Annotated in this window: 28 protein-coding genes; 9 read left to right on the top strand and 19 right to left on the bottom strand. The window is 69.7% G+C overall.

Translation table 11 applies throughout. The features are described 5' to 3' along the window. Positions 1-83 precede the first annotated feature (83 nt). Entirely contained in the window at positions 84-236 is a 153-nt protein-coding gene (locus ACLQ2O_RS28205) for a putative peptidoglycan binding domain-containing protein (RefSeq protein ID WP_425837813.1), read from the top strand. 7 nt (positions 237-243) lie between these two features. On the opposite strand, the gene dusB is transcribed toward ACLQ2O_RS28205, so the two are convergent. From dusB to ACLQ2O_RS28175, 6 genes are all read right to left on the bottom strand, one after another. Further along, the gene (dusB, locus tag ACLQ2O_RS28200) at positions 244-1,365 is read right to left on the bottom strand and encodes a tRNA dihydrouridine synthase DusB (protein WP_425836877.1); all 1,122 of its coding nucleotides are present in this window, start codon (positions 1,363-1,365) and stop codon (positions 244-246) included. 3 nt (positions 1,366-1,368) lie between these two features. Next, positions 1,369-2,067 (bottom strand): hypothetical protein, encoded by a 699-nt coding sequence (locus ACLQ2O_RS28195; protein ID WP_425836874.1) that lies wholly within the window; start codon positions 2,065-2,067, stop codon positions 1,369-1,371. 2 nt (positions 2,068-2,069) lie between these two features. Continuing rightward, the gene (locus ACLQ2O_RS28190; protein WP_425836871.1) at positions 2,070-3,455 is read right to left on the bottom strand and encodes a glycine--tRNA ligase; all 1,386 of its coding nucleotides are present in this window, start codon (positions 3,453-3,455) and stop codon (positions 2,070-2,072) included. Positions 3,456-3,546: 91 nt separating this feature from the next. Next, positions 3,547-3,846 carry an antibiotic biosynthesis monooxygenase family protein gene (locus ACLQ2O_RS28185; protein WP_425836868.1) on the bottom strand — a complete coding sequence of 100 codons (300 nt, stop codon included), beginning with the start codon at positions 3,844-3,846 and terminating at the stop codon, positions 3,547-3,549. 453 nt (positions 3,847-4,299) lie between these two features. Further along, entirely contained in the window at positions 4,300-5,022 is a 723-nt protein-coding gene (locus tag ACLQ2O_RS28180; protein WP_425836866.1) for a hypothetical protein, read from the bottom strand. 13 nt (positions 5,023-5,035) lie between these two features. Further along, entirely contained in the window at positions 5,036-5,533 is a 498-nt protein-coding gene (locus tag ACLQ2O_RS28175; protein ID WP_425836863.1) for a hypothetical protein, read from the bottom strand. 76 nt (positions 5,534-5,609) lie between these two features. Between ACLQ2O_RS28175 and ACLQ2O_RS28170 the strand changes: the two genes are divergently transcribed. Then, positions 5,610-5,918: a DUF6703 family protein gene (locus tag ACLQ2O_RS28170; protein WP_425836860.1), complete on the top strand. Its 309-nt coding sequence runs from the start codon at positions 5,610-5,612 to the stop codon at positions 5,916-5,918. A gap of 171 nt (positions 5,919-6,089) precedes the next feature. Here ACLQ2O_RS28170 and ACLQ2O_RS28165 read toward each other — a convergent pair whose 3' ends face one another. The 3 genes from ACLQ2O_RS28165 to ACLQ2O_RS28155 form a co-directional block, all read right to left on the bottom strand. After that, on the bottom strand, positions 6,090-6,671 hold the full coding sequence (locus ACLQ2O_RS28165) for a DUF305 domain-containing protein (protein WP_425836857.1): 582 nt from the start codon (positions 6,669-6,671) through the stop codon (positions 6,090-6,092). A gap of 148 nt (positions 6,672-6,819) precedes the next feature. Further along, complete coding sequence (locus tag ACLQ2O_RS28160; protein WP_425836854.1) at positions 6,820-8,082, bottom strand: DUF1996 domain-containing protein; 1,263 nt, start codon at positions 8,080-8,082, stop codon at positions 6,820-6,822. Continuing rightward, the gene (locus ACLQ2O_RS28155; RefSeq protein WP_425836851.1) at positions 8,079-9,815 is read right to left on the bottom strand and encodes a discoidin domain-containing protein; all 1,737 of its coding nucleotides are present in this window, start codon (positions 9,813-9,815) and stop codon (positions 8,079-8,081) included. Before ACLQ2O_RS28155 ends, ACLQ2O_RS28160 begins: the two co-directional genes overlap by 4 nt. Before the next feature lie 205 nt (positions 9,816-10,020). On the opposite strand from ACLQ2O_RS28155, the gene ACLQ2O_RS28150 reads away from it, so the two are divergent. Further along, on the top strand, positions 10,021-11,016 hold the full coding sequence (locus ACLQ2O_RS28150) for a LacI family DNA-binding transcriptional regulator (RefSeq protein WP_425836848.1): 996 nt from the start codon (positions 10,021-10,023) through the stop codon (positions 11,014-11,016). Here ACLQ2O_RS28150 and ACLQ2O_RS28145 read toward each other — a convergent pair. The 8 genes from ACLQ2O_RS28145 to ACLQ2O_RS28110 all read right to left on the bottom strand — a co-directional run bounded on the left by ACLQ2O_RS28145 (position 11,008) and on the right by ACLQ2O_RS28110 (position 19,252). After that, on the bottom strand, positions 11,008-12,378 hold the full coding sequence (locus tag ACLQ2O_RS28145; RefSeq protein WP_425836845.1) for an alkaline phosphatase family protein: 1,371 nt from the start codon (positions 12,376-12,378) through the stop codon (positions 11,008-11,010). The genes ACLQ2O_RS28150 and ACLQ2O_RS28145 overlap by 9 nt on opposite strands. After that, positions 12,375-13,523 (bottom strand): metabolite traffic protein EboE, encoded by a 1,149-nt coding sequence (gene eboE / locus ACLQ2O_RS28140; RefSeq protein ID WP_425836842.1) that lies wholly within the window; start codon positions 13,521-13,523, stop codon positions 12,375-12,377. The genes ACLQ2O_RS28145 and eboE overlap by 4 nt, the downstream gene beginning before the upstream one ends. Next, complete coding sequence (locus ACLQ2O_RS28135) at positions 13,520-14,371, bottom strand: TatD family hydrolase (protein WP_425836839.1); 852 nt, start codon at positions 14,369-14,371, stop codon at positions 13,520-13,522. The genes eboE and ACLQ2O_RS28135 overlap by 4 nt, the downstream gene beginning before the upstream one ends. A gap of 1 nt (position 14,372) precedes the next feature. After that, on the bottom strand, positions 14,373-14,885 hold the full coding sequence (locus ACLQ2O_RS28130; RefSeq protein WP_425836836.1) for an EboA domain-containing protein: 513 nt from the start codon (positions 14,883-14,885) through the stop codon (positions 14,373-14,375). 17 nt (positions 14,886-14,902) lie between these two features. Further along, positions 14,903-15,718, bottom strand: a complete 816-nt coding sequence (locus ACLQ2O_RS28125; protein WP_425836833.1) for a sugar phosphate isomerase/epimerase family protein — start codon at positions 15,716-15,718, stop codon at positions 14,903-14,905. Further along, positions 15,715-16,554: an SCO3242 family prenyltransferase gene (locus tag ACLQ2O_RS28120; RefSeq protein WP_425836830.1), complete on the bottom strand. Its 840-nt coding sequence runs from the start codon at positions 16,552-16,554 to the stop codon at positions 15,715-15,717. The genes ACLQ2O_RS28125 and ACLQ2O_RS28120 overlap by 4 nt, the downstream gene beginning before the upstream one ends. Next, positions 16,548-17,762 carry an inositol-3-phosphate synthase gene (locus ACLQ2O_RS28115; RefSeq protein WP_425836827.1) on the bottom strand — a complete coding sequence of 405 codons (1,215 nt, stop codon included), beginning with the start codon at positions 17,760-17,762 and terminating at the stop codon, positions 16,548-16,550. The genes ACLQ2O_RS28120 and ACLQ2O_RS28115 overlap by 7 nt, the downstream gene beginning before the upstream one ends. A gap of 143 nt (positions 17,763-17,905) precedes the next feature. Continuing rightward, a complete protein-coding gene (locus ACLQ2O_RS28110; protein WP_425836824.1) occupies positions 17,906-19,252 on the bottom strand; it encodes a YibE/F family protein in 1,347 nt (448 codons plus the stop codon). 52 nt (positions 19,253-19,304) lie between these two features. On the opposite strand from ACLQ2O_RS28110, the gene ACLQ2O_RS28105 reads away from it, so the two are divergent. The 4 genes from ACLQ2O_RS28105 (at position 19,305) to ACLQ2O_RS28090 (ending at position 22,572) form a co-directional block, all read left to right on the top strand. Beyond that, positions 19,305-20,294: a metal ABC transporter substrate-binding protein gene (locus ACLQ2O_RS28105; RefSeq protein WP_425836821.1), complete on the top strand. Its 990-nt coding sequence runs from the start codon at positions 19,305-19,307 to the stop codon at positions 20,292-20,294. Next, positions 20,291-21,049: a metal ABC transporter ATP-binding protein gene (locus ACLQ2O_RS28100; RefSeq protein WP_425836818.1), complete on the top strand. Its 759-nt coding sequence runs from the start codon at positions 20,291-20,293 to the stop codon at positions 21,047-21,049. The genes ACLQ2O_RS28105 and ACLQ2O_RS28100 overlap by 4 nt, the downstream gene beginning before the upstream one ends. Then, entirely contained in the window at positions 21,046-22,050 is a 1,005-nt protein-coding gene (locus ACLQ2O_RS28095; protein WP_425836815.1) for a metal ABC transporter permease, read from the top strand. The genes ACLQ2O_RS28100 and ACLQ2O_RS28095 overlap by 4 nt, the downstream gene beginning before the upstream one ends. A 129-nt stretch (positions 22,051-22,179) precedes the next feature. Further along, complete coding sequence (locus tag ACLQ2O_RS28090) at positions 22,180-22,572, top strand: Fur family transcriptional regulator (protein WP_425836812.1); 393 nt, start codon at positions 22,180-22,182, stop codon at positions 22,570-22,572. 47 nt (positions 22,573-22,619) lie between these two features. Here the strand turns inward: ACLQ2O_RS28090 and ACLQ2O_RS28085 are convergent, their stop codons facing one another. Next, complete coding sequence (locus ACLQ2O_RS28085) at positions 22,620-23,399, bottom strand: class I SAM-dependent methyltransferase (RefSeq protein ID WP_425836809.1); 780 nt, start codon at positions 23,397-23,399, stop codon at positions 22,620-22,622. A gap of 150 nt (positions 23,400-23,549) precedes the next feature. On the opposite strand from ACLQ2O_RS28085, the gene ACLQ2O_RS28080 reads away from it, so the two are divergent. Continuing rightward, entirely contained in the window at positions 23,550-24,809 is a 1,260-nt protein-coding gene (locus tag ACLQ2O_RS28080; protein ID WP_425836806.1) for a DUF222 domain-containing protein, read from the top strand. Between the two features lie 656 nt (positions 24,810-25,465). Beyond that, positions 25,466-26,155, top strand: coding sequence for a hypothetical protein (locus ACLQ2O_RS28075; RefSeq protein WP_425836803.1), 690 nt, complete (start codon positions 25,466-25,468; stop codon positions 26,153-26,155). Between the two features lie 9 nt (positions 26,156-26,164). Here ACLQ2O_RS28075 and ACLQ2O_RS28070 read toward each other — a convergent pair whose 3' ends face one another. Further along, positions 26,165-26,947: an aminoglycoside 6-adenylyltransferase gene (locus ACLQ2O_RS28070; RefSeq protein ID WP_425836800.1), complete on the bottom strand. Its 783-nt coding sequence runs from the start codon at positions 26,945-26,947 to the stop codon at positions 26,165-26,167.

Below are 26,947 nucleotides of genomic sequence, written 5' to 3'. Positions count from 1 at the left end.
GCCTGCTCACCCTCCACGACCTGTACTTCGGCAAGCCCGACCCGGCCGCACTGCTACCGCTGGAAGGCAAGCTCGCCGACGAGGTGGCCGACCTGCTGGCCCAGCTCGGGTTCACCACTCCGGATGCCCTCGAGGCCTGGGCCGGTACGGAGAACTTCGAGGAACGCCTCGTCCCCGGGCACCTCGACCCTGTCGTCCTCGATCAGCTCCGCGCCCAGGCCGACTTGTTGCTGTAGGCAGCGATCAGCCGCCGGAGACGCCGATCTCGGCGTCGGCCAGGTCGGTGTTGAGGCCGTCGGTGTCGTCGAGCCAGCCGTGGGGCAGGACGACGTGGTCGCGCGGCGAGCCCTGGCGGCCGCGGGGGGCGCCCAGCTCGGCGACGGGGAAAGGCGCGCTCGGGTCGAGCTGGGTGAGCAGTTCGTCCAGGCGGGCCAGTGAGTCGACCATGCCGAGGGCGGCGCGGAGCTCGCCGCCGGCGGGGAAGCCCTTCAGGTACCACGGGACGTGCTTGCGGAAGTCGCGCAGCCCGCGCTGCTCGCCCATCAGCCCCGCGAGCAGCTCACCGTGGCGGCGCATCACGGTCGACACCTCGCCGAGGGTCGGCAGGTTGAGCGCTTCTCCACCGGCGAAGGCGACCGCGAGATCCCGGAACAACCACGGCCGCCCGAGGCAGCCGCGCCCGACGATCACGCCGGCGCACCCGGTCTCGGCGACCATCCGCAGCGCGTCGGAGGCCTCCCAGATGTCGCCGTTGCCGAGCACGGGGATGTTCACGTGCTCGACCAGCTCGGCGATCTTCGTCCAGTCGGCCTGACCCGAGTACGCCTGCGCGGCGGTCCGGCCGTGCAGCCCGATCGCGGCCGCGCCCGACTCCTCGGCGATCCGGCCGGCGTCCAGGTAGGTCTGGTGCGCGGAGTCGATGCCGATCCGGGTCTTCATCGTCACCGGTACGTCGTACCGCGTGGCCGCCTTCACCGCGGACTGCAGGATCGCGCCGAGCAGGTTCCGCTTCCACGGCAGCGCGGCGCCGCCGCCCTTGCGGGTCACCTTCGGGACCGGGCAGCCGAAGTTCAGGTCGACGTGCGCGACGCCGTACTCGGAGCACAGCAGCTCGACCGCGCGCCCGACGTACACCGGGTCGACGCCGTACAGCTGCACCGAACGCACGGTCTCGCGCTCGTCGAAGGTCAGCATGTCGAGCGACTTCTGGTCGCCCTCGACGATGCCACGCGACGTGATCATCTCGCACACGTACAGCCCGGCGCCCTGCTCCGCGCACAGCCGGCGGTACGCCGCGTTGGTGATCCCGGCCATCGGCGCGAGCACGACGGGGGTGTCGATGGTGAGGTTGCCGAGCTTGAGCATGACCTAGGCCTTGGCGACGAGGATCTGGCCGTTGCCGGAGATCTGCGCCCGGTACGGCACGACGGCGTTGTCGACGGTCGTCACGTCGCAGGCGATGCCCTGGGCGGTGCGCTTGACGACGGTCACGTCATCCATTGTGCAGGTCACCTTCGCCGCGCCCGACGCCGCCCGCTGCACCGCGTCGACGACCTTCGCCTTCACGACCGCGACCGACTCCGAGGTGAACTTGTACGTCGCCGTGTACTGCTTGGCCTCGACGGTCAGCTGACCGGTGAAGGCCTTGCCGGCGTAGTTCACCGTGCAGGTCAGGCTGTGCTTGCCCGGGGTGTCGGCGTCGTCGATGCCCGGACACGTCACCTTGGTGGTCGCGGAGCGGCCGGCGCCGACCTGGACCTGCCGGGAGATCGCGAACCGGATCCGGTCGGCGAGCGGGGCGTCGGAGTCCGGCGTACCGGTCACCTTCGGCGTGGGCCACGGCTTCGACGGACTCGGCAGCGGGGTGAGCGACGGCGTCGACGCGGTCGGGATCGGTGCGCTGGTCGGCGCGCTGTTGGGCGCGGACGAGGGAGCCGACGGGGGCGGCGTGCTGCCCGCGTCGGGTGTGGGGTCGTCGGAGCACCCGGCGAGCAGCAGTCCGGCGGCCGCGCCGACCGCGAGCACACGCGCGGCACCGAGCCACGCGGACGTCGTACGGAAGGACATGGTCAGCAACCCACCAGGCGCTGGGCGAGATACCCGGTGACCTCGGTCAGGGCGACGCGCTCCTGCTTCATCGAGTCGCGCTCGCGGATCGTCACCGCGTGGTCCTCGAGGGTGTCGAAGTCGACGGTGATGCAGTACGGCGTACCGATCTCGTCCTGGCGACGGTAACGGCGGCCGATCGCGCCGGCGTCGTCGAAGTCGACGTTCCAGGCCTGGCGCAGCTCGGCGGCCAGGTCCTTGGCCTTCGGGGACAGGTCAGCGTTGCGCGACAGCGGCAGCACGGCGGCCTTGACCGGCGCGAGCCGCGGGTCGAAGCGCAGCACGGTCCGCTTGTCGACACCGCCCTTCGCGTTCGGCGCCTCGTCCTCGGTGTAGGCGTCGAGCAGGAAGGCCAGCACGTTGCGGGTCAGGCCCGCGGCCGGCTCGATCACGTACGGCGTCCAGCGCTCGCCCTTCTCCTGGTCGAAGTACGACAGGTCGGCGCCGGAGTGCTTCGAGTGCGTGGACAGGTCGAAGTCGGTCCGGTTCGCGATGCCCTCGAGCTCGTCAAAGTCCTTGCCGCCGAAGTTGAACTTGTACTCGATGTCGACCGTGCGCTTGCTGTAGTGGCTGAGCTTCTCCTTCGGGTGCTCGTAGAAGCGCATGTTGTCCGGGTTGAGCCCGAGGCCGGTGTACCAGTCCCAGCGGGCCTTCAACCAGTACTCGTGCCAGTCCTCGTCCGAGCCCGGCGCGACGAAGAACTCCATCTCCATCTGCTCGAACTCGCGCGTGCGGAAGATGAAGTTGCCCGGGGTGATCTCGTTGCGGAAGCTCTTGCCGACCTGGGCGATACCGAACGGCGGCTTCTTGCGCGCCGTACCCATCACGTTCGCGAAGTTGACGAAGATGCCCTGGGCGGTCTCGGGGCGCAGGTAGTGCAGCCCCTCCTCGGACTCGACCGGGCCGAGGTAGGTCTTCAGCAGCCCGTTGAACATCCGCGGCTCGGTGAACGTCGCCTTGTTGCCGCAGTTCGGGCAGGCGATCTCGTCGAGCTTGACCTCGTCGGCGTCCTTGTTCTTCCGCCGCGCGTAGTCCTCGCGCAGGTGGTCGTCACGGAACCGCTTGTGGCACGACTGGCACTCGGTCAACGGGTCGACGAACTCCTGCAGGTGGCCCGAGGCCTCCCACACCTTCGTCGGCAGGATCACCGAGGAGTCCAGGCCGACGACGTCGTCGCGGCTCGTCACCATCGCCCGCCACCACTGGTTGCGGACGTTGTTCTTCAGCTCGACACCGAGCGGTCCGTAGTCCCACGCCGACCGGGTACCGCCGTAGATCTCGCCGCACGGGTAGACGAAGCCCCTCCGCTTGCTGAGGCTGACGACGGCATCGACGGTATCCACGGGCACTTTTCGACTCCAGTAACTGACACGAGTGGTAGAACGGAAGGGTCCAGGCTAACGGGCCGGGGTCCTCCGCGTCGCATCCGCAAGGTACCTGCTACAACAGCAGGTCAACCCCGCCAGACCCGTCCTCGAGCAGCTCGTACGCCGACGGCTCGTCGAGCGCCTCCGACAGCAACGGCACCGCCACCAGCTTCACCTCGTACGGCGACAACGCCCGCCGGTAACTCCCGACGTTCACCCACTCCATACTCAACGCCAGCAGCTCCGGATCGTCCACGTTCCGCCCGGTCCGCGCCGCCACGAACCCCTTCTGCCGCGACAACACCTCCACAGCAGCCGCCAGCCGCTCCCCGAACTCCACCTGAGCACCCTCGGCCACCCTGAACCTGATCACGACAAACACCTGCTCACCTTATGCGGGCTTGGTGTGGTTCCCCCACGCGCGGCCTTCCGCTCGCTGGCGCTCGCTCCACGCCGTGCTCCCACCCGCCCTTCTTTTTGCGCGTGTGCGGGCTGGCGCCCGCCGGGTGCGCGTGCTGTCGCCCGCTTCAGGGCGAAAACAGGTAGGCCCGGGCAGCGGCCGTCGGTTGCCTGCAGGTGTTCACCCACGCGCGGCCCTCCGCTCGCTGGCGCTCGCTGCGTGCCGTGCTCCCGCCCGCCCTTTGCGAGCCGCATGCGGGCTGCCGCCCGCCGGGTGCGCGTGCTGTCGCCCGCTTCAAGTGGAACAGGTGAGCGCGCGGGGGTGTTGCCGGTTGCGCGCACGTGTTCACCCCATGCGCGCCGAGTGCGCGTGCTGTGGCGCGAAACAGGTGAGCGCCCGGAGGGGTAGTCGGTTGTGCGCAGGTGATCACCTCCGCTCCGGCCAGCCCGTCCCGCTCGGCGAACCGATCGACTGCCCCACTTTCGGCCCACGTCCAGGCGCCCGCGCCTGGATGGGCGTTCCACGCAACGGACGCGAAGTCGCCAGCGGCTTCTGCCCGGCCCACGCGTGGGCAATCGCGCGCTTGGTGTCCAGCTCGGCTTGGCGTCCGGACTCGCTGTCACGCCGCCCGGGCAGCCGGTTCCCGAAGCGGTTCAGTCCAGGCTGCCGATCAGAGGGATGTCGCTTCAGCCGAGCGCAGACGTGAGCGTAGGCGTCGGTCGCCCCGCGCCGAGGCCTGATCGCCAGCAACTCGCGCCGAGGCTTGCCGCCTGCGTTCTCGGCGCCAATCTCCCGGAACACCAGCCGGTAGTCGGCCTTCGACTCGCGGCCCGAGCGCACGTAGGCGGTCACGCAGTCCCGCAGATCGCCCTTGCCCGGCTCGTACCCCAGGCAGTGGTGCCCGTCGGTCCGTCCCTCCGCGAGCTGTTTCACCAGGCCGATCACCGCGATCTGCAGGCGGGACCCGGTCCGCTGGTCTTCGTCCGCCAGTCGCCGCAGGTCCGCCTCGAAGTCGGGTGCGAGCAGGATTGCGTACGTCGGTCCGGACGCGCCGGCGGCGTCGGGACCAACCCCCGAGTTGTGGACATCGATCGCCTGGGTCGCACCTGGCCGGGAGCTCGGGAACCCACCTTGGGCCTCGCTGTTCACAGCCGCTCGCTGCTCACGGTGCTTCGCGGTCCTCGCGGCGGAGCCGCTCGAGCTCCTCGATCGCCTCCGGGCCCATGAGGGCTGCGATCTCGTCCATCGTCATCGGCACGCTGCCGGGCAGCGGCTCGGTGGTGTACGTGCGCTGCGTCGGGTCGTCCACGACCCCAGCCGGGGGCTCGTCGTCGCCGCGGAGCTTTCGGTAGTCGGGTGTCGACAGCAGCACAGCCTCCGGCTCGCCCTCCTCGCCCCAGACGGTTGGAGCTGCTGTCCCGGCGCGGAGGTCGGCGATCAGACCGGGCAGGCGCGTGGCAAGAGCGCTGGGCTCGACGACCTCGTCACCGACGGGGAACTTCCCCTCGCCGCCCAGGTCCTCGAACTCGTCGTACGTCAGCACAACCATGTCGGGTACGCCGTCGCCGACGCTGAAGGCACGGGTCTGGCCGCCGCGGAACCTGGCCAGGACGGCAGGCAGGTCGGCGGCGAAACTGGGCACGGAGAGCAAGCCGGTCATGCCATAAAGGTATCCGGGACCGCCGCGCGGGGACGGAGTTTTCCACAGGAGTGGGGTGTGCTGGAACAATGGGGAAATGAGTTCCTCCAGCAGTCAGTCGGTGAGCCCGCTTCGGCAGCGGGTGACGAAGGCCAGCTACCCGGTCGTGGCGAAGCTGCACGCGATGCCGAAGCTGACGCTGCCTGCCATCACCTTGGTGCTCGCCCTGGTCGGAGTCTTCGCTCCGGTCCCGGCGGCGAGTCCCGCCCTGATCCTGCTGGCGCTGCTGCTGAGCTGGCTCGGGTTCTTGTCCTGGCCGGTGGTGACGACCGGTCAGCGCGCGATCCGGGTGTTCTCGGTGCTGGTGATCCTGCTGTTCGCGGTCTCCCGCGTCGCCGGAAGCTGATCGAGGGCGCAGTCAGCGGAAGACCCGCGGTCGGCGGTGCCGACCGTCATCGCCGCGATTGCCTGTCCTCACGCGAGCGGCAGCAATGCACGCCCGAAGGACGCCAGCCCGCACACGCTCGCAAAAGGGCGGGCGGGAGCACGGCGCGGAAAGCCGCGTGGGAGAAAACACTCACCCAACAGCAGCCAGCTGCTTCACCTGAGCGGCGCGGGTGGACTGGATCGAGACGGCCAGCTTCTTGGCCGCCGGGGACTTGCCGGCCCCTCGGGTGATGCTGGCGGCCAGGATGATCGTCTGGTCCAGGTGCTCCTTCAGGTTCTTCCGGAAGGAGTCGTCGAAGGACGCACCGGTCGCCTGGGTGAGGGTCTCGATCTCGGGCTCGGTCATCATGCCGGGCATGTCGTGGCCCTCGTGCGGGTTGCGGACCGGCAGGCCGGACGTCGTACGGAGCGCGGTGAACTTCGCGACCTCCGCGCGGTGGCCGGCGGCGACCTTCCCGGCGAACTCACGCAGCGCCGGAGCGGAGGCCTGCTTCTGGCCGAGGTCCAGCACGCGCAGCAGCTGGTCGTCCATCGGGATCATCAGCTCGATCCACGCCAGGTCGGTGGCGTTGAAGGACGGGTCGATGTTCCACTCCGACTCCGTGACCGTCGGGGTGGGCGCCGGCGCCGGCGTACCGGGCGGTGCGGCGGCGACGGAGGAACCACAACCGGTCAGAGCGACGAGCAGGGCGAGACAGGCAAGAGCCTTCATAGGAGAGCTCCTCGAGATCCAGCGGGGGCGGTTGTGGTGAGAGTACAGACGGCGACCGCCGCGGTACAGAGGGTAAAGAAAGGTTCTTTGCAAAAGAGTGGCCGGGCGGGTCCCTGGGACGGGGAGACCCGCCCGGCAGTCGGAGGGTCTACGGGTGCCCGTTGGCCCCGCACTTGATGATCGGACGGATGCAGTCGTTGACGCGCCGCGCCATCTCCGCCACCGGCCAGGCGTTGAAGAAGTCGCCGTGCATCGTGAACCCGCCGCCGGACGCCAGCCGGAACCCGGCCGTCGGGCCGTTCACCGGGTAGCGCAGCACCTGCCGAAGCTTCGGCACCGGCACCGGGTGCGTCGAGGGGCAGTCACCGTTCACCGGGTAGGACATGTGGCTCTTGTGGTCCGGTGAGTCGAGGTCGCGCCCGTTCCAGCACTGCGGGAAGTCCAGGTACGACTCCAGCATCGACCCGGCCGGGCAGTTGACGAAGTCGTGCCCCGCACCCGCGTCACCGGCGTGCAGGCAGGACCAGCGGGAGATGGTGTTGTCACTCGGCCCGGTCGCCTTCGCGTTGCCCGCGACGATCCGCAGCCCGAACGGCAGCGGCTGGGTCCGCGCGATCACGTCGTCCCGGACGCCTTCGCCCAGGTAGTAGAAGGTGGTCCCGGTCGGCTCGACCGGCTGGTTGTTGTTGTACAGCGTCGGCACCCAGTACGACGACTTGTCCTCGGCCGGGTTGCACGACGTCGGCGAGTTCACCAGGTCGTCCACGGTGGTGTTCGCGTTCGTCACGGTCGCACCGAAGAAGCTGTGCATGTGCGACGCCCCAGGCATGTTCGGGAACACGATCGGGTCGTCGGGCAGCCGGTGCGTGTACGGGCAGTCCGCGAGGAACTCGGCGACCCGCACGATCGGACCGCCGGCCGGCGTCCCGCCGTACACCTGGAACTCGTACAGCGACGCACCCCACTGAGTGGCCCGCTGGGTGATCAGCACCCGCACGTACCGGCCGGTGCCGGTCACGTTCAGGCTCTGCTCGCCACCGGTGCCGTTGGTGGTCGTGTGCACCGTGGTCCAGTTGGTCGCGTTGGCCGACGTCTGGACCTGGAAACCGCGCGCGAACGCCGCCTCCCACGTCAGTACGACGCGGTTGAACGTCTGGCTCGACCCGAGATCGATCTGCAGCCACTGGTTGTCCGTGAACCCGGACGCCCAGCGCGTTCCACCGTCACCGTCGACGGCGGCAGCGGCCGGGAAAGCACCGCTTTCCACCGACGACGCGACAACCGGCCGGCCCTGCGACAGCAGCGTCTCCGCGGCGGCCGCGGGACGACTCGTCGAGACCAGGTACGCCCCGAGCAGCGCCAGCAGCCCGACAGCGACCAGGCCGAGCCGGAGACTCCGCCGGGCGATCACTTGTACACCCGCACGTAGTCGACCAGCATCCGCGCCGGGAACGGGGTCTGCGCGTTGGGCGGACCGGGGAAGTCGCCGCCGATCGCGAGGTTGAGGATCAGGTAGAACGGGTGGTCGAAGATCCACGGCCCGCGGGTCGCCTCGAGCTGTGCCTTGTCGACGACGAAGACCGTGGTGCCGTCGACCTGGTAGGTGATGCCCTTGCTGTTCCAGAGCATCGTCCAGGTGTGGAAGTCGTTCGAGAAGTCGGCACCACCGGGCAGGCCGTACGTACCGCCGTACCCGCCGGCCCCGTTGTACGCCGGGGCGTGCAGCGTCGAGTAGCCCTTGGTGGTCTCGCGGCCGAGGATCTCGACGATGTCGATCTCACCGTTGTAGGGCCAGGGGCGACCGGTCAGGAAGTCCGCGCCCATCATCCAGAACGCCGGCCACAGGCCGTTGCCCTTGGGCACCTTGATCCGGGCCTCGACCTTGCCGTACGTCGTACTGAACTTGCCGCCGCTGTTCATCCGCGCCGACGTGTACTGACACGTTCCGCTGCCGGTGACCGGGTCGATCGGGCAGGCCGATCCGGGCGTCACCTCGCGACGGGCCTCGAGCACCAGGTTGCCCTGGCCGTCCATCTGGGTGTTGTTGTGGTTGGTGTAGACCTGCAGCTCGTTGTTCTGGCCGGTGCCGGGGTCGGCCGACCACTTCGCGGCGTCGGGCTTGGCGCCGTTCGCGCCGTTGAACTCGTCGGACCAGATCAGCTGCGGGTTCGCCGACGGGTCGGCCGGCGGGGTCGGCGGGGTGTTCGGTGCGCCACCGGTGCCGTAGACCTGGAACTCCCACAGCGAGTACCCGTACGGCGTGTTGCGCTGCGTGCCGTACATCCGGACGTAGCGGCCGGTGCCCGTGACGTTCAAGGTTTCCTTGAAGCCCGGGCCGGCGGCCGTGGTGTAGATCGGCGTCCAGTTGTTCCCGTCGTTCGAGACCTGGATCTGGTACGCCTTGGCCGAGGCCGGATCCCACTGCAGCACGACCTTGTCGATCTGCGCGGGGGCGCCGAGGTCGACCGAGATCCAGCCCGGGTCGACCCAGCCGGAGTCGGTCGCGGTGGCCCAGCGGCTGGCCGGGTCGAGGTCGAACGCGCGGGCCGGCGTGCACTCCCAGCAGTTCGGGTCGTGCTGCTGGGTCGAGGCCGCGCCGGTCTTGCCGTACGACAGCAGACCGCTGCCCGGACCGGGGCCGGGACCACCACCAGTGGTCCCGAACACCTTGAACTCCCACAGCGACACACCCCACTGGGTGGCGCGGGCCGTGCTGAGCAGCCGGACGTAGCGGCCGCTGCCGCTGACGTTCAGCGTTTGGTTGCCTCCGGCACCGGTCGTGGTGCTGTAGACCGACGACCAGTTGGTGCCGTCGGCGGACGTCTCCAGCCGGAAGCCGGTCGCGTACGCCGCCTCCCAGCTGAGCGCGACCTGGGTGATGGTGGCGGTCTGGCCGAGGTCGACCCGGAGCCACTGCGGGTCGCCGACGGCGCTCGACCAGCGGGTACCGGGGTCGCCGTCGACGGCGGCGGAGGCGGGGAAGGCGACGTTCTCGGCGGACGACGCGGTGGCGGTCTTGCCTTGGGACAGCAGCGGGTCGGCGGCCTCGGCGGGCGGTGCGACCAGCAGGGCGGCCACGAAACTGGTCGCGACGGCGACCAGGGCGGCGGCTTTCAGACGCGATGGTCTACGGGACAAACGCATGGGCATCTCCAGGGGCGGGCAGGAGGTCGGGGAACGTTCCCCGAGTTTGAGAGTTGCCTGCTGAGGGAACGGTGTCAATACTTCGGTGCTATTTGGCGTCGCCTCCGGCGCCGCGGGTGCAGTCGCGTATTGCTTGACAACGTTCCGGACCCCCCGGGATGCTCGTCTGGGGGAACGTTCCCCTGAAGTTACCGAGGGGGTGCCCGTGAGACGACCGACCCTGCACGCCGTCGCGGCCCGGGCCGGGGTGTCCAAGTCGAGCGTGTCCCGGGTGATCAACGGCGAGCCGACGGTCGCGCCGGAGATCCGGCAGATCGTGATGGCCGCGGTCAACGAGCTCGGCTACGTGCCGAACGGCGCGGCCCGCAACCTGGTCACCCAGAAGACCAACACGATCGCGATCATCGTCTCCGATCCGCCGGCCGGCCTGGTCTCCGACGACCCGATGTTCGCGATGGTCGTGCGCGCCGCGAGCCGGGCGTTGGAGGCCGCGGGCAAGCAGGTCTCGTTGGTGCTGGCCGGGTCCGACGAGAGCCGCCGGCGCGTCGAGCAGTACCTGGCCGCGGGCCACGTCGACGGCGCGATGCTGGTCTCGATGGACGGCGCCGACCCGCTGCCCGCCGTACTGGCGCGGACCGGGTTGCCGATCGTGTCGCACGGCCGGCTGGCGACGCCGGGGCTGATGCCGTGGGTCGACAACGACAACCTCGGCGGCGCGACCAAGGCGGTGCAGCACCTGCTCGACCAGGGCCGGCAACGGATCGCGACGATCTCCGGGCCGCTCGACATGACCGCGGCGCAGGACCGGTTGACGGCGTACCGGGAGACCTTGAAGGACACCGGCCGGCGGTCGATCGTTGCCCTGGGCGACTTCACCCGGATCTCGGGCGCGGAGGCGATGCGGCAGTTGCTGGCCGACGATCCGCAGCTGGACGCGGTGTTCGCGGCCAACGACCTGATGGCGATCGGCGCCCTGCGCACCCTGCGCGAGGCGGGCCGGCGGGTGCCCGAGGACGTCGCGGTGATCGGCTTCGACGACATCGAGGCCGCGCTCTACACCGCGCCCGCGCTCACGACGGTCCGCAGCCCGATGGGCGAGCAGGCGGCGCAGACCACCCGCCTCCTGCTCGACCTGATCACGCACGGCTCGGCCGACTCGGTCACTCTGCCCACGGAGATCGTGGTCCGCGAGTCAGCCTAGGTCTGCTGCCTTCAGCAGCAGGTCTCGCACAGCAGTCGCCGCGACCGGACCATCGCCTTCCACCAGCGTCGGATCGCTGCTCAGGAAGACCGGCCCGTCCTCAGCCGACGCCGGCAACCGCCCGTGCGACCCCCGCACGATCGACGGGTCCAACGGCACCACCGACATCGCGTACCGCAGCCCCAGCTTCTTCTTCAGCAGGTACGACGCCGCCCGCGGCTTCACGAACCGGTCGGCCGGATCGAAGAACAACTCCGCCGGGTCGTACCCGGGCTTGCGATGGATCTCCACCCCGCGCGCGAAGTCCGGCGCCCGCGCATCGTCGAGCCAGTAGTAGTACGTGAACCAGGCGTCCGTCTCAGCCACGACCACCAGCTCACCGGACCGCTCGTGATCCAGCCCGTACCGCTTCTTCCCTTCGCTGTCGAGCACCTCGGCGACCCCTGAGATCCCGGCGAGCAGCTTCGCGACCGCCTCCAAGTCCGCCGGATCCTTCACGTACACGTGCGCGACCTGATGGTCAGCCACCGCGAAAGCCCGCGACGCCCAGGGATCCAAGTACTCCATCCCGTCCTGCGTGTGCACCTCCAGCAGCCCCTCGGCCCGCAGCACCCGATTGACGTCCACCGGCCGCGCGACGTCCGTGATCCCGTACTCCGACAGCACGATCACCGTCGCACCCCGCGCCTCGGCGTCGTCGAGCAGCGGAGCCAGTACGGCGTCCAGCTCGATCGCGGCCCGCGTCGCCTGCACCGACGACGCGCCGTACCGCTGGAGGTCGTAGTCCAGATGCGGCACGTAGGTCAGCAGCAGATCGGGGTTGTCCTCGGCAAGGATCTGGCGCGATGCAGCAACGATCCATTTGCTCGACTTGATCCCGGCCGTCGGTCCCCAGTAGTTGAACAGCGGGAAGTCCCCGAGCTTCGCGGTCAGCCGGTCGTGCAGCTCGACCGGCCGCGTGTAGCAGTCCGGCGCCTTCCGCCCGTCCGCGTAGTAGATCGGCCGCGGCGTGACGAGCAGATCCGTCTCGGCTCCCATCGCGTACCACCAGCAGACGTTCGCCACCTTGTACGACGGGTTGCTGCGCCGGGCGACGTCCCACACCTTGTCCCCCTGCACCAGCCGGTTGTGCTGCCGCCACAGGAACACTTCCCCGAGATCCCGGAAGTACCAGCCGTTGCCCACGACACCGTGCTCCGACGGCATCTCCCCGGTCAGGAAGGTCGCCTGAGCGGAGCAGGTCACCGCGGGAAGCACGGTCTCCAGGTTCTTGGCCAATGGCAACGACCGCAGCCGCGGCATCTTCCGCAGCAACCGAGGCGTCAGCCCGACCACGTCGAGAACGACTACCTGCCTGGTCATTTGACCTCCTCCAGTCCCAGCGCGGTGATCCGGTCGCGCAGCCAACCCAGCTCGGCGGCGATGCCCTCGGCAAGCTCCTGCTGATTCTTCGGCCCGTTGGGAAGCACCGACCAGGTGTACGTCTCCGACTCCAGGTGCTGGGTCAGCGGGTGCTCACCGCCGACCAAGTGCTGGAGGCAGTCCTCCAGGACGCCGGTCGTACTGGTCAGCGGCGCTCGTGGAGCCGCGTGCACCGGAACATGGAAATGCACTCGCCAGGCCGCACGCCCCGACAACTGATCAACTGAGTCCAGGTTGTCGACGCCGGGACCACCCCACTCCCGCGTCTGGTGCAGGAACTTCGGCTCGGCGAACTCCTCCAGCAGCCTGGATGCCTCGGGGTCGCGCGGATCGGGCACGTGCAGCGCCGCCGACACCTGACTCTTCACGACCTCGACGCCGGCGGCGGCCATCGTCGCGAACGTCTCGGCGGGGTCCTCGAACTGGACCGCCAGGTGACAGGTGTCCAGGCACAACCCGATCCGCGCCGGACCGGCGTACGGGGTGAGCCAGTGGGTGGCCTGCGGGACCATCTCGAGGATGCAGCCCGGTTCGGGCTCGACCGCGACCCGGATCCGGCGGCCGGTGTTCGTCTCGACCTGGGCGAGGCGGACCTGGATCCGGTCGAACGCCTTGCGCGCTTCGGCGTCACGTTCCCGCGACCACGGCGTACGCCAGGCCAGCGGAAGTGTCGAGATCGACCCGTACGCCGCGTCGGCGGGCATCAGCTTGGCCAGCACGTCGATCAGGTCGAGGGTGTAGCGCAGCCGCTCGGGCTCGGTCCAGTCGGGCTTGTAGACCTTCTTGCCGACGACGCGGTCGTGGAACCCGGCGTACGGGAAACCGTTCAGCGTCACGACCTCGAGGCCGTTGCGGTCCAGGGCCTGCTTGAGGCGGTTGAGCGCGACCGTGGAGTTCGCGAGGCGGTCCGCGAGCGCGTGCGCGAGCCAAAGGCCGACGCCGAGCACCGGGACGTCGAGCTCCTTGCGGACCAGCGACGAGCAGCCGTCGAGCTGGGCGATCACGCCGTCCAGGTCCTCGGCAGGATGGACGTTCGTGCAGTACGCGAGGTGGACGAGGGAGCCGTCGGCGTGCCGGAACCTCATGACCGCGCTCCCCTCAGGATCGAGTTGCCCGCGAACGTGTCCTCAGCGGCCGGGGCGCTTAGGTCGAGCCGCCCGGACTGGCCGTAGAACGCGACCGGGTTGCGCCACAGCACCTGGTCGACGTCGTCGTCGGTGAACCCGGCCGCGAGCATCGCCCGGCCGGTCGCGTACGTGCGCAGCGGATCGGACTTGCCCCAGTCGGCAGCGGAGTTCACCAGGATCCGCTCGGTGCCGAACTGCTGCAGGATCACGACCATCCGGTCCGGGTCCATCTTCGTGTCCGGGTAGATCGAGAAGCCCATCCAGCAACCGGAGTCGGCGACCTCCTTGACCGTGACCTCGTTCAGGTGGTCGACGACGACCCGCTCGGCCGGTACGCCGGACTCGCGTACGACGTCGAGCGTTCGCGTCGTACCGGCAGCCTTGTCGCGGTGCGGGGTGTGCACGAGCACGGGGAGCTCGAAGCGCTTGGCCAGTTCGAGCTGGGTGGCGAAGACCTCGTCCTCCTCCGGTGTCATCGAGTCGTAGCCGACCTCGCCGACCGCGACGACGCCGTCCTTGGCCAGGTACCGCGGCAGGACGTCGAGCACCTCGCGGCAGCGCGGGTCGTTGGCCTCCTTCGGGTTCAGCGCGATCGTGCAGTGGTGCCGGATGCCGTACTGCGACGCCCGGAACGGCTCCCAGCCGATCAGCGCGTCGAAGTAGTCGACGAACGAGCCGACGCTGGTCCGCGGCTGGCCGAGCCAGAAGGCCGGTTCGACCAGCGCCTGGACGCCGTGCGCGGCCATCGCGGCGTAGTCGTCGGTGGTCCGGGACGTCATATGGATGTGCGGGTCGAAGATGCGCATGTCACCCCTCCAGATAGGGCTGAAGATCCTGGGGAACGGACCGGCCGGCCGCACGCCGCTCGGCGGCGAAGTCGGCCATCATCCGTCGCAGCTCGTCGTCGGCGCGCTCCGGCAGCCCGTCGACAGCAGCCAGCGGTACGCCGGCGAACACGCACTTGAGCACGGCCTGCCGGAACGCTGTACTGGTCAGGTGCCGGGTCGCGTACGGTCCGAGCGCGGCGGCCAGCAGCCGCTGGTCGTTGGTCCGGATCGCGTCGTCGAGCAGCACTGTGCCTTCGTCGCCGACGAGCTGCTCGACGTCCTCCAGCTCCAGCGCCTTGAGGATCGCAAGCTTCTCGGTCGTGTCGCCGTAGCGATAAAGCTCCGCGATCTCAGCTGCCGAAGCTGTCGCCAGAAGCTTGGCCCGCGCGGCCTCGTCCGCCGACCATCCGTTGCCTAAGGCCCCTTTCCCGGTCGCTCGCGCGACTGCGGGAAAGACCTCAGCCAAAGGACCGACGAACGCACTGACGTCCACGGGCAACTCGGTGGCCTTCACAAGTGGTTCCGGAGAAAGGCCAGCGACTCCCGAGCGACAGTCGGGGCAGCATGCGAGTGTCTCGGCAGCTCGACAGCGACCAAGCCCTCGTACTCGGCCTCCTTCAACGCTTTGAAGACCTCCGCGAAGTCGACCTCGCCCGTACCGAACTCCAGGTGCTCGTGGACTCCCTTGCGCATGTCGTCGATCTGCACGTTGACCACATGCGGAGCCCCCAGCCGGATGCACTCTTCCGGAGGCAGCGGCTCGTTGCAGACCAGATGACCGATGTCGAGGGTGAGCCCGAGCGAGTCCACCTCTTCGTGCAGCTTGAAGAACCCCGCGAGGTCGTCGAGCAGCATCCCGGGCTCCGGCTCGACCCCGAGCAGGACGCCACGATCGGCCGCGTACTCCGCGAGCTGCTGGCAGCTCGCGATCAGCCGCTCCCAACCGACCTCAGCGGACACATCAGCAGGCAGTACGCCGGACCAGAACGACACCGCCTCGGCGCCGAGCTCCGCGGCGATGTCGATCGCGCGTTCCAGCAGCAGCATCCGCCACTCGGCGCCGTCGGTGTGCAGCAGCGTCGGCTCGTGCTTGCGGTACGGGTCGAGCACGTAGCGCGCGCCGGTCTCGATCACCACCGCGAGGTCCAGCCGGGTCAGCAACCGCCCGACCTCGGCCGTCCGCTCCTTCAGGTCCGGGCCGAACGGGTCGAGGTGGTTGTGATCGAGCGTCAGCGCGACGCCCTCGTAGCCAAGGTCCGCAATGACCGCCAGTGCCTCGGGCAACCGATGGTTGGCGAACCCGTTGGTCCCGTAGCCGAGCCTCATGTCGGTGACACCTTCCGCGCCAGCGCCTTCGCCAACGGCAACGCCACAGCCAGCGCCGCACCGAGTTTCGGAGCACCGGCCCGAGCGCACCAGGCCGCCTGCAACGGAACCAGCCCGTGGATGCCTGCACCGACCGCTCGCCGGAGCTTCGGCCCGCTGGGCTCCTGCGCGGCTGCCATCTGGGCTGGTCCGACCGCTTGAACGAAGAGTCCAGTAAGTACTGCTGTTGCTGCATGTTCTGGTCGGCTCATGGTCGCCGCGGTGATCGCCGACGTCGCGACCAGCGCACCACGCGCCGGCAACGGCGTACTGCCGTGCACCTCACCGCGCGACATCGCCGTCACGCCGAGGATGTGCGTGCCGACAGCCAGCGCCGGAGCCCACGCACGCCGACGCTGGTCTCCAGCACCAACCAGTACGTCGAGCGCCCGGGCCGCCGCCATGAACACCGGCCCGGCCACCGTGTTCTTGGCCTTCAGGTCGTAGCTCCACGCAGTAGCGGCGAGCACTGCCGAGGTCGCGAAGGCGGAGCGACCTCCAGCTCGGCCGGCCAACGCCAGCCCGGCAGCAGTGAGTCCAGCCGCCAGGCCGAGCGCCGTACTGGCAGGGACCCGGCCCGACGGGATCGGCCGCTCAGGTCGCTCGACGGCGTCGATCTCCCGGTCTGCCCAGTCGTTGAGAGCCATGCCGCCCCAGTAGATGCACACCGACGCTGCTGACAGTCCAGCCATCCGGCCCGGACGCAGGTCTCCAGCAGCCACAGCACCAGCCAGTACGTCGCCCGGCACGGTCAGCGCAGCAGGAGCCCGGACGAGTTCCACCAGGTCCTTCAGCATTCCTGCACCCACCGCACCAGCTCGTCGTACTGTCTGGTGAGGGCGTGCTCGGTCGACTCGATCGGGTCCTTGAAGTAGAAGCCCAGGAACGGCATCGCCCCGACATGACCTCGCTGCAGCGCCAGTGCGGACAGCCGGGCCAGGTCCAGCACGAGCGGAGCGGCCAGAGCCGAGTCACAGCCTTGCCAGGTGAACTGCAGCGTCATCCGTACGCCGAGGAACCCGGAGAACATCACGTGGTCCCAGGCGGTCTTCCAGTCGCCCAGCGGGTCCACGTAGTCGATGTGGACCTCTCCAGGCACCTCACCGCCGAGCAGCTCGGTCAGTACGCGCTCCTTGGACACACTTTTCGACTCGGCCGCGTGCGGGTCGGCCAGCGTCGCGCCGTCGCCACCACCGAGCAGGTTCGTCCCGGACCAGGCGTGCACGGGCAGCGCCCGAGCGGTGAACATCGGCGCGAGCACGCTCTTCACCAGGGTCTCCCCGGTCTTGGCGTCCTGCCCGCCGTACGGCAGCTGCCGCTCGACCGCCCAGTCGCGGACCACCTGCGGCCGGATCGACGTCGACGGCGTGAAGTCCACGTACGCCGCCCCGGCTTCGAACGCAGCCAACGCCGCGATCGAGCTGGGCGGCAGGGCCTGCGCAGTTGCCCCACGCCCGGTTCTCGCGTCGCCGGCCAGCTCCCGCCCGGCCTCCGCGACATCACTCACCTTCCCCCCACTCACGACCCGGGTGGCCTTCAGGGCCTCTCGGAGCTCGGCGAGGTCGGCGTACCGGACCTCAGCGGGCGGCTCGGTGGACGCGACGTTGATCGCGACCACGTTCTCCAGGTCGTTCCGCAGCCGGAAGGCGTTGATGTCCTCCGCCATCCTCCGGACCAGCTCGTCCTGCGTGCCCGCGACCGGGAGGACCACCAGGTTCCGCTCGGTCTCGGCCAGCTCGGCGGCGATCAGGCCGTCCAGCCCGGGTGGAAGGACGCCACCGGCAACCAACCGCTCCACCTGTTTGCTCAGCGGGGTCTCGGACGGGTCGTGCCCGCCGAAGACCAGCCGATCGATCGGGGCCAGCCCGGCACCGGCGAACGCCGGTTGCTCGGTGACGACTCCGGCGGGCGGGGCGCCGTGGGCCAGTGCGGCCGCTCCGGCGACGGTCGTGGTCGCGACCGAACCCCTTGCCCCGAACAACCACACACCCACGCGTCGTTCCATCCGCGGCTCCTCAGGCTCGCTGCCACGGAAGGTAGTCTTGGGCGGACGATCCGTGACAGATCGGAACTCTAGATCGGCAACGCGCGCGACGGAAGAGACGGCCGGACGGAATTCCGGAAGATCACACCGCGATCAGAGCAAGATCAGGATTCCGGGGTTTTCGCCACTCGACCGGCGTTTTCCGACTCAGGACCGACGTGCTCGACGTCGGCGACCAGGTCGCGGGAGCGGTCGGCGACGGCCATCGCGGCCAGCGCGGTGGTCAACGGGACGGCCGCGATGATGCCCAAACTACCGACGAGACCTCGGACGACTTCGATCGCCACCTGCTCGGTCGAGATCAGGTAGTTCGACTGTGTCCCGCTGATCGCGAACACCATCAGGATCGGCAGCGCCGCCCCGGCGTACGCGAGGACGAGCGTGTTGACCACCGAGGCGACGTGCGCCCGGCCGATCCGCAGCCCGGCGCCGAACAGTGCCGCGCGACCGGCGGCCGGGTTGGCCGCCGAGAGCTCCCAGACCGCGCTCGCCTGGGTCACCGTCACGTCGTCCAGCACGCCGAGCGCGCCGATCACGATCCCGGCCACGAGCAGCCCGGCCAGGTCGATGTCGGGGACGTACGCCTTGAGCGCGGACGCGCCGTCCGACGCGATCCCGGACAGGTCGCAGAACTTCACGAACGCCCAGCCGAGGAACGCGGTCAGGCCCAGCGCCGCGATCGTGCCGGCCAGCGCGACCGAGGACTGCGCGTTGATGCCGTGGGTCAGGTATAAGGCGACCACCATGATCACCGAGCCGCCGACCACCGCCACGAGCAGCGGGTTCGACCCCTTGAGGATCGCCGGCAGGATGAACTGGGTCAGCGTGATCCCGGTGACCACGAGCGCGCCGAGCGCCGCGAGCCCCCGCCAGCGCGACAGGACGACGACCGCGACGGCGAAGATCGCCGCGAGGATCAGCAGTGGACGGCCGCGGTCGTGGTCGACGTACTGATACCGCCCCTCGATCGGAGCGGTGGCGTCGACGCCCAGCAGGATCTTGTCGCCGGCCTTGATCGGGATCGAGGTCTGCGCGCCCTTCGGGACCTCGACCGGAACCTCCACGCCGACGTCGCTCTTACCCGAGTCGATCCGGACCGTTGCCTCGTCGCAGTCGGCCGGATGCTCCGGGCAGGGTACGAGCTTGGTGACCGTGCCGCCGGCGCCGGTGGACTTGGCCGACTCGACGACCACGTCACCGCCCGGCCACATCACCACCATCGCGATGATCGCGGCCGCGATCAGCGGGATCAGCAGCGCCGCGACCACCACCCGGACCCGGCGGGCGACCACCGCGTCGGAGTCCACGACCGAGGTGTCGACCACGTGCTCGTCACCCCAGCCGCCGTGCCCGTGACCGTGTCCGTGCCCGGAACCACGGGGAATTTCGACCCGGCGGCGCCGGTTGGGTTTGCTGTCGGCCCGCCTGCGCCCGACCGTCCGCCTTGCCATCGGTGTACTCCCTGTTTTGACAACCAGTTCCGTTTAAATGAAAATGATTGTCATGAGATCTAGTCTTCGTCCTGTCACCGCCGGCCTCGCCGCCCTGACCCTGCTCACTCTCGCAGGTTGCGGCAGCAACGCTGCCGACGGCTCCGGCGGCAGCGGGGACAAGCTCGACGTGGTGGCATCCTTCTACCCCCTGGAGTTCATCGCCAAGTCGGTGGGCGGCGACGCGGTGAACGTGACCACGCTGACCGCGCCGGGGGTCGAGCCGCACGACCTCGAGCTGACCCCGAAGCAGGTCGGCACGATCGCCGACGCCAAGCTGGTCGTCTTCGAGAAGGGCCTGCAGCCCGCCGTCGACGAGGCCGTCGAGCAGAACGCCAAGAGCGCCGGCTTCGACGTCGCCCCGGCGGCTCAGCTGGAGGCGACCGGCGCGGACTTCGAGGAGCACGAGGAGGGCGGCGCGGCCACCCCGACCGGGACTGTACAGCGCCCGACCGTGAAGGCTGCCGCGTTCACCGAGGACGCGCTCGACCCGCACTTCTGGCTCGACCCGGTCCGCTACGCGGGCGTCGTACAGGCTGTCACCGACAAGCTGGTCGAGGTCGACGCCGCGCACGCCGACGGGTACCAGGAACGCGCCAAGACGCTGCTCGGTGAGGTGAACAAGCTCGACACCGAGTTCAGGACCGGGCTGGCCTCGTGCAAGCTCAAGACGTTCGTGACGAGCCACGAGGCGTTCGCGTACCTGGCGAAGCGGTACGGTCTGCAGATGGTCGGAATCGCCGGATTCGCCCCGGACGCCGAGCCGACCCCCCAGCGGATCAGGGAGGTCCAGGACATCGTGCGCAGCCAGCACGTCACCACGATCTTCTCCGAGGAGCTCGTCAGCCCCAAGGTGGCCGAGTCGATCGCCCGCGACGTCCACGTCAAGACCGCGGTCCTCAGCCCGATCGAGGGGTTGTCGGACGCGAACTCGCAGGAGACCTACCTCTCGCTGATGCGCGAGAACCTGCAGGAGCTCCGGAAAGCGAACAGCTGCGCGTGACCCCCTCTCCCTCCGACACCCCGAAGGCCGTCCAGGTCACCGATCTCTCGGTGGACCTGGGCGGTCGTCTCGTGCTGCGGGGCATCGACCTGCAGATCCGCCCGGGTGAGGTCGTCGCCGTACTGGGCACCAACGGCTCCGGCAAGTCCACGCTGGTCCGGACGATCGTCGGCCTGCTCCCGGCCGCGCGCGGCGAGGTCCGGCTGTTCGGTACGCCGGTGCCGCGGTTCCGCCAGTGGAGCCGGATCGGCTACGTGCCGCAGCGGATCACCGCAGCCGGCGGCGTACCGGCGACCGTGCACGAAGTGGTGTCGTCGGGCCTGCTCTCGAAGCGGCGCTTCTTCCGGCCGTTGTCGGCCGACCAGAAGGCATCGGTCGGCCGGGTGCTCGAGCTGGTCGACATGGCCGACCGGCACAAGGACGCCGTGGCCGAGCTGTCCGGGGGCCAGCAGCAACGAGTCCTGATCGCCCGTGCGCTGGTGTCGGACCCGGAGCTGCTCGTGCTCGACGAACCGACCGCCGGCGTCGACCTGGCCAGCCAGGACATCTTCGCCGAGGCGATCCGCGAACGCGTCGCCCGCGGGACGACCGTCGTCATGGTCAGCCACGACCTCGGCCCGATGGACGCGCTGATCGACCGCTCGATCGTGCTCCGCCGCGGCCGCGTCGTGTACGACGGCCCGCCGCACGCCTCACAGACACATGCCCACGTCCACCCGCACGTCGTGGACCCCGAGTCCGGGTGGTTGTCGTGACCCTTTTCCAGCTCGAGTTCATGCAGCGCGCGCTGATCGCCGGGCTGCTGACCGGTCTGTCCGCGCCGGCCATCGGCACCTACCTGGTGCAGCGCCGGCTGGCGCTGATGGGCGACGGGATCGGGCATATCGCGATCACCGGCGTCGCGCTCGGTCTGCTGACCGGGACCGCGCCGGTGCTGACCGCGATCCTGGTCGCGGTCGTCGGCGCGAGCGCGATCGAGCTGATCCGGGCGCGGGGGAAGACCAGCGGGGACGTCGCGCTGTCGTTGCTGTTCTACGGCGGGATCGCGGGTGGTGTGCTGTTGATCGGCCTGGCGGGGCAGGGCGCGGCGACCTTGAACACTTACCTGTTCGGCTCGTTGACCACGGTCTCGCCGTCCGACCTGTACGTCGTGGTGGGGCTTGCCGTCGTCGTACTGGTGGTCGCGATCGGCCTCGGGCCGCAGCTGTTCGCGGTCTGCCAGGACGAGGAGTTCGCGCGGGTCACCGGGCTGCGCGTGCGGCTGCTCAACCTGCTGATCGCGGTGATGGCCGCGGTGACCGTGACCGTCGCGATGCGGACCGTCGGGTTGCTGCTGGTCAGCGCGCTGATGGTGGTTCCGGTCGCGACGGCGCAGCAGGTGACGCGGTCGTTCCGGTCGACGTTCGTGACGGCCTGCGGGATCGGTGTGCTGGTGTGCCTCGCCGGGATCATCACGTCGTACAACGCGAATGTGGCACCCGGTGCGACGATCGTCGTCCTGGCGCTGGCGTGCTTCGTCGCGGCGGCGGCCGCGGGTGCACTCGTCCGCCGGCGGCGCGCCGTACAGGCTCCGCTGGCTGATGAGGAGCCGGAGGTCGGGGTCCCGGGGCCGGAGCCGCACGTCGTCGACGACGAGCACGAGCACGCGCACGGCCAGAAGTGCGGGCACCCGAAGGTCGAGCACGGCGACCACGTCGACTACGTGCACGACGGGCACCTGCACGCGGCCCACGGCGACCACTGGGACGAGCACTGACTTGGCAGGCGTTGACTTGGCAGGCGTTGACTTGGCGGGGACCGGCTTGGTGACAGGCGCCGACTTGGTGACGTCTGCCAGAATGGCGAGTTGCCGGGGAGAATCGGTGATCTCATGACAGGAGGAACGGTGGCGATCGGAACGAGGTCCACCCGCCAGCGCGCGGCGGTGGCGTCGGTGCTGGACAACCTGGACGACTTCCGGACAGCCCAGGAGATCCACCAGGAGCTCCGGACCTCCGGCGAGGCCGTCGGCCTGACCACGGTCTACCGCACGCTGCAGGCCCTGGCCGACTCCCGCGAGGTCGACGTCCTCCGCACCGCGGACGGCGAAACGGCGTACCGGCGCTGCTCGAAGGGTCACCACCACCACCTCGTCTGCCGCAACTGCGGCCGCACCGTCGAGGTCGAAGGCCCCGCCGTCGAACGCTGGGCCGACAAGGTCGCCGCCGAGCACGGCTACGCCGACATCAGCCACACCCTGGAAATCTTCGGCACCTGCGCGGAGTGCCAGAAAACCTGATCTTCCCGCCCCCACGGCAGTCGGTGGCGGGCCTGGTCCGGGTCCGCTCAGGTCAGGCGGGCTTCCGGGCGGTCGACGCTGCGTAGGGCCGTGATCAGGTAGGTCGCCGGGAGGTGGCCGGCTTCTTCGCCGAGGTCGGCGTACATCTCCGGGGCCGGGAACTCCTGCAGTGAGCCGAGGGTCAGCCCGGCCTCCAGTACGGCGGTGACGACAGCGCCGATGCTCCACACGAAGCTGCGGCTGGTGATCGGTGTCTTGAACTCGCGCGTGATCTGCGGCGCCTTGAGGGGATCGGCGGTGCCCACACGCGCCGGTGTGAAGTAGTCGCCGTTGACCCGCATCGGAGCGGTGACGGTGAGGACCTCCCAGATCGGGTGGTGCTCGCTGATCACGAGCTTGCCACCGGCGGCGAGCCGCGCGGCCAGGTCGGCGGCCCAGCGGTTCACGTCGGGGACCCAGCAGATGCCGCCCCACGAGATGAAGATCAGGTCGAAGCCGGTCAGCTCGGGATCCAGCGCCATCATGTCCTGCTCCCGGAAGTCCACAGCGAGGCCGAGCGCCTCGGCCTTGGCCCGGCCGGTCGCGAGGTGGGTCGGTGCGAGATCGACCGCCACGACGTCCGCGCCGAGCCGCGCGAAGCTCAGCGCTTCGTCGCCCACCGAGCAGGCCAGCTGCAGCACCCGCCGCCCACGGACGTCGCCGACCGCGGCCAGCTCGTCCTCGTTGAGCGCCGTCCCGCCGGACCGGAAGAACTCGACCGACTCCCCCGGCCGGTGGGGCGCCAGCGCCTCCCAGTACTGCCGGTTCTGGGCAACCACGCTCTCCATGCCGGCGATCGTACGAGACCGGACGTCGTATCGCAGCGAGGTTTTCCACAGGGGCTCGGACCTGGCCGGATCCGGTCAATCGTCAGATCCCTTGTGCACAAGGGCTTCTGGACCCGAAAACTGTCGGCGACGTACTGCAGACTGGTCGGCATGGAACAGTTCGGGCAGCGACCTGTGTGGACGATGAGCGGCGGCGAGATGCTGACCGCTCTGGACGACGTGCAGGCCCAGCTCGACCACCTGCAGACGTACCGTCTCGAGCTGCTCGCCGCGATCGAGGCCAACGGTCACGCCGCTGAGATCGGCGCCCGGGACACCGTTCAGCTGATCTCGACCCGGCATCGTCTCGACCACAGCGACGTACGCCGTGATCTCCGGCTGGCACTCGCACTGCCGAAGTACGAGCAGGTCCGCGCCGCGTTGAGCGATCCGGAACCGCCTGCGCGGCGTCATCCCGGGCAGAGCGGACACGACGAAGCTGCTCGCGTTCACCCCGGTCAGGCTGCTGCCATCGTCACCGCTCTGGAACGGATCCCAGCCTCCGCCCGGATCCCCGTGGACGACCTCGAGGTCGCCGAGCGCGCGCTCGTCACCGCCGCCGAGGTGCTGTGCCCGGCCGACCTCCGCGTCCTGGGCAAGCGCGTCCGGGACACCCTCGACACCGACGGGGTCGAGCCCGCCGAGACCCGGGCTCTGGCGTCCGAGAATCTCTGGCTGAAGCGCGGAGACCTCGGCATCGAGTTCGGTGGCTACCTCGCGGGTGAGCACGCCGAGCTGCTGCAGACGCTCGTCTTCGCCGGCGCCAAGCCCCGCAAGACGCTCGACGGCCGACGCGACCCGCGCAGCCGAGGCCGCCGTCAGGCCGACGCCCTCACCGCCGTGCTGGCGACCGCCGCCGCGACCGGCACCGCCGCGCCGGCCCACGGCGGCATCAAGCCTCACATCACCGTCACCATTGGCCTGGACGCCCTCACCACCGGTTCGGGCACGGGCTCGCTCGCGTCTGGTGCCGCCCTGTCAGCAGCCACGGTCCGCCGCCTCGCCTGCGACGCCGGAGTCATCCCGATGGTGCTCGGCACGGCCTCCGAGCCCCTCGATGTCGGCGCCGAGCACCGCTTCGTCACCCCAGCCATCCGCCACGCGCTGAACGTCCGCGACCAAGGCTGCATCGTCTGCAGCGCCCCACCGGCGATGTGCGAAGCCCACCACCTCGTCCACTGGGCCAACGGCGGCGAGACCCGCCTCACCAACCTCGCCCTGCTCTGCAAACGACACCACATCGACGTCCACCAGGGCCACTGGACCCTCACCACCCACACCGGCCGCCCCACAACGGCTCGCCCCTCCTGGAGTTCCCCCGCCCCTTCCCCACCCCGACCACCGCCGGCCGACCACACCCCCAGCCGGTGATGCCGCGCGGGCCGAGCTCGAGGGCCGCGGCGGCACCACCGCGGACACCCCAGCAGGCAGGAGCGCGGGGCCCGGAGCACCCAGGGATGCTCCAGGCCCCATCCCCGGTCAGCGGTCGCCAGCCCCAGATCGCAACCTGTCGCTGGTCGCCGTACAGAGCGAGCTCGCTGCTCGCCTGGCGGAATCGGCGGCGAGCACCCGGACCAGGTTGACGACGGTCTGGCCCTTCAGCTCGGCGGCGGCGGGCAACTGGCGGCACGGTGAAGGTTTCGACGTCCAGGTCGTTGGTCCGACCCGGCCGTCGCCGACCGGCTGAGCTTCGAGGTCGCCGATCTCTTGGACCGGTCGGTCCCGCCCGGCCGGCGACAGACCTCCGCGCTGCTCAGCTGATGGGCCGCGAAACCCACCGGACCCCGCGGCCAGGTCGTCCTCGTTGAGCGCTGTTCCACCGGCCCGGAAGAACTAGACCCGACTCCCCGGCCGGTGGGGCGCCAGCGCCTCCCAGCACCGCCGGTTCTGGGCAACCACGCTCTCCCTGCCGGCGATCGTACGGCGGCCACGCCGCCACCGCGCCGCAAATAGACGGCGGCCCTTGCCATCCCGGCCGATCACGTCGAGTATCCACGGCAAGGGGAAACAACTACTGGGGGATCAACATGCGCAAGAAGACCACCGCAGCCGTGACCGCCGCTCTGATGATCGCGGCGGCAGCCGTCACCGCGACGCCGGCGAGCGCCAGAACCACCGCGGCCACCGCGGCCACCGCGACCTGCAACCTCACCGCGCCGTACCGGGTCGTCATCGGGCAGCCGTACAAGGAGTTCAAGCTGTACGCCTCCGGTGTCTGCTCCCTCGGCGAGGCCTTCTCGTCCTGGAATCTGATCCACCCGAGCCAGGGCGACCAGGGCAGCGCCTACTTCAGCGGAAGCAACCAGGACATCTGGGGCGTGTACGACTTCCACACCATCGGGATCCACACCTGGCGGCCGTCGATCGCCTACGACAGCGGGACCACCCAGCTGTCGCAGAACACCCTGCAATCCGATATCCGCCTGGCGACCGCGGCCTGGATCACCAGCAAGCGCACCAAGGACGTCGTCACGCTCACCGGGACCTCGTTGCTGTACTCAACCGGTTCCGACAGCTACTTCAAGCGGTCCGCGAAAGGCGCGTTCCAGTTCAAGGAGCGCGGTACGACGACCTGGAAGGGCCTGAAGGCGGTCACCACCAACTCCGCCGGCGTGGCCACGATGGCCTACCGCTACAGCAAGACCCGCGACTACCGCTTCGTCCTCTACACGACGCCGGTCTCCTGGGACCAGGCCAGCGCAACCACCACCCGCTGACCGAGAGGCTCAGGCCGGGAAGCCGTCCAGATATCCAAGGACGGCCTTCTCGGCCTCGGTCTGCTGTACGACGTCATCGCCGCGAACCTCGACGTACAGCTCGACCGCGGCCCGCAACGCCCGCAAGCAGTCCGCCCGATCAGGCATGGCAACAGTCCGCGCCAGCGCCGGAACCATCTCGGGCGCCAACTGCTCGATCCTCCGTACGCCGGTCGGCCGGTCGGTGCGTCGGGCAACGATCGACGGCACGAGCGCCGCGCTCCGGATCATCCCGAGCCCGTCGACCGCCTCGAACAGCTCACCGCGCCCGATCTTCGCGGCGACGTAGTGGATCCAGACCCAGAACCGGTCCTCGATCCACTGCGCGTCCGGCTGCGGCCACGCGGCCGATGTCGCGTCGAGCTGCTGCTGGACGCTGTCGTGGCGCTGCCACAGGACGAGCCCGTCCTCGACCCGCTCCCCGAGGTCGCCGAGCCCCATGAACTTGAGGTCGACGTGAATCACCGGCGGCCCGTACAGAGCAATCAGCAACCGCGGTTCGCCGACGTGCTCCCCCGTGAACGCAACCAGCAACGGCCCGGCCGCCGCGGCAAAGTCCTTGCCCTGCGCAACTACCTCGGACCGGTACGGATCGGCGCACACGACCACCAGGTCGAGGTCCGACCACTCGTCCGGCTGCCCGTTCGCGACCGAGCCGTTGACGATCACGGCCAGGAACCGCGGATCCGCCGCGGCGACGGCCACCACGCCGTCCGCCACCCCACGAAACTGCGCCGGCACCCGATCGATCAT

The sequence above is a fragment of the Kribbella sp. DT2 genome, from assembly GCF_049844575.1.
In the GTDB taxonomy this organism is placed as follows: Bacteria; Actinomycetota; Actinomycetes; order Propionibacteriales; family Kribbellaceae; genus Kribbella.
Note: the sequence above shows the minus strand (reverse complement) of the source record. Positions and strands in the feature narration are given on the sequence as shown.

What these genes read in the sequence shown, in the direction of transcription:
- ACLQ2O_RS28195 (WP_425836874.1), bottom strand. Translation starts at nt 2,067, where the DNA reads ATGTCCTTCCGTACGACGTCCGCGTGGCTCGGTGCCGCGCGTGTGCTC.
- dusB (WP_425836877.1), bottom strand. Translation starts at nt 1,365, where the DNA reads ATGCTCAAGCTCGGCAACCTCACCATCGACACCCCCGTCGTGCTCGCG.
- ACLQ2O_RS28105 (WP_425836821.1), top strand. Translation starts at nt 19,305, where the DNA reads ATGAGATCTAGTCTTCGTCCTGTCACCGCCGGCCTCGCCGCCCTGACC.
- ACLQ2O_RS28120 (WP_425836830.1), bottom strand. Translation starts at nt 16,554, where the DNA reads ATGCTGAAGGACCTGGTGGAACTCGTCCGGGCTCCTGCTGCGCTGACC.
- ACLQ2O_RS28175 (WP_425836863.1), bottom strand. Translation starts at nt 5,533, where the DNA reads ATGACCGGCTTGCTCTCCGTGCCCAGTTTCGCCGCCGACCTGCCTGCC.
- ACLQ2O_RS28110 (WP_425836824.1), bottom strand. Translation starts at nt 19,252, where the DNA reads ATGGCAAGGCGGACGGTCGGGCGCAGGCGGGCCGACAGCAAACCCAAC.
- ACLQ2O_RS28165 (WP_425836857.1), bottom strand. Translation starts at nt 6,671, where the DNA reads ATGAAGGCTCTTGCCTGTCTCGCCCTGCTCGTCGCTCTGACCGGTTGT.
- ACLQ2O_RS28145 (WP_425836845.1), bottom strand. Translation starts at nt 12,378, where the DNA reads ATGACCAGGCAGGTAGTCGTTCTCGACGTGGTCGGGCTGACGCCTCGG.
- ACLQ2O_RS28155 (WP_425836851.1), bottom strand. Translation starts at nt 9,815, where the DNA reads ATGCGTTTGTCCCGTAGACCATCGCGTCTGAAAGCCGCCGCCCTGGTC.
- ACLQ2O_RS28070 (WP_425836800.1), bottom strand. Translation starts at nt 26,947, where the DNA reads ATGATCGATCGGGTGCCGGCGCAGTTTCGTGGGGTGGCGGACGGCGTG.
- ACLQ2O_RS28135 (WP_425836839.1), bottom strand. Translation starts at nt 14,371, where the DNA reads ATGCGCATCTTCGACCCGCACATCCATATGACGTCCCGGACCACCGAC.
- ACLQ2O_RS28125 (WP_425836833.1), bottom strand. Translation starts at nt 15,718, where the DNA reads ATGAGGCTCGGCTACGGGACCAACGGGTTCGCCAACCATCGGTTGCCC.
- eboE (WP_425836842.1), bottom strand. Translation starts at nt 13,523, where the DNA reads ATGAGGTTCCGGCACGCCGACGGCTCCCTCGTCCACCTCGCGTACTGC.
- ACLQ2O_RS28170 (WP_425836860.1), top strand. Translation starts at nt 5,610, where the DNA reads ATGAGTTCCTCCAGCAGTCAGTCGGTGAGCCCGCTTCGGCAGCGGGTG.
- ACLQ2O_RS28080 (WP_425836806.1), top strand. Translation starts at nt 23,550, where the DNA reads ATGGAACAGTTCGGGCAGCGACCTGTGTGGACGATGAGCGGCGGCGAG.
- ACLQ2O_RS28115 (WP_425836827.1), bottom strand. Translation starts at nt 17,762, where the DNA reads ATGGAACGACGCGTGGGTGTGTGGTTGTTCGGGGCAAGGGGTTCGGTC.
- ACLQ2O_RS28085 (WP_425836809.1), bottom strand. Translation starts at nt 23,399, where the DNA reads ATGGAGAGCGTGGTTGCCCAGAACCGGCAGTACTGGGAGGCGCTGGCG.
- ACLQ2O_RS28075 (WP_425836803.1), top strand. Translation starts at nt 25,466, where the DNA reads ATGCGCAAGAAGACCACCGCAGCCGTGACCGCCGCTCTGATGATCGCG.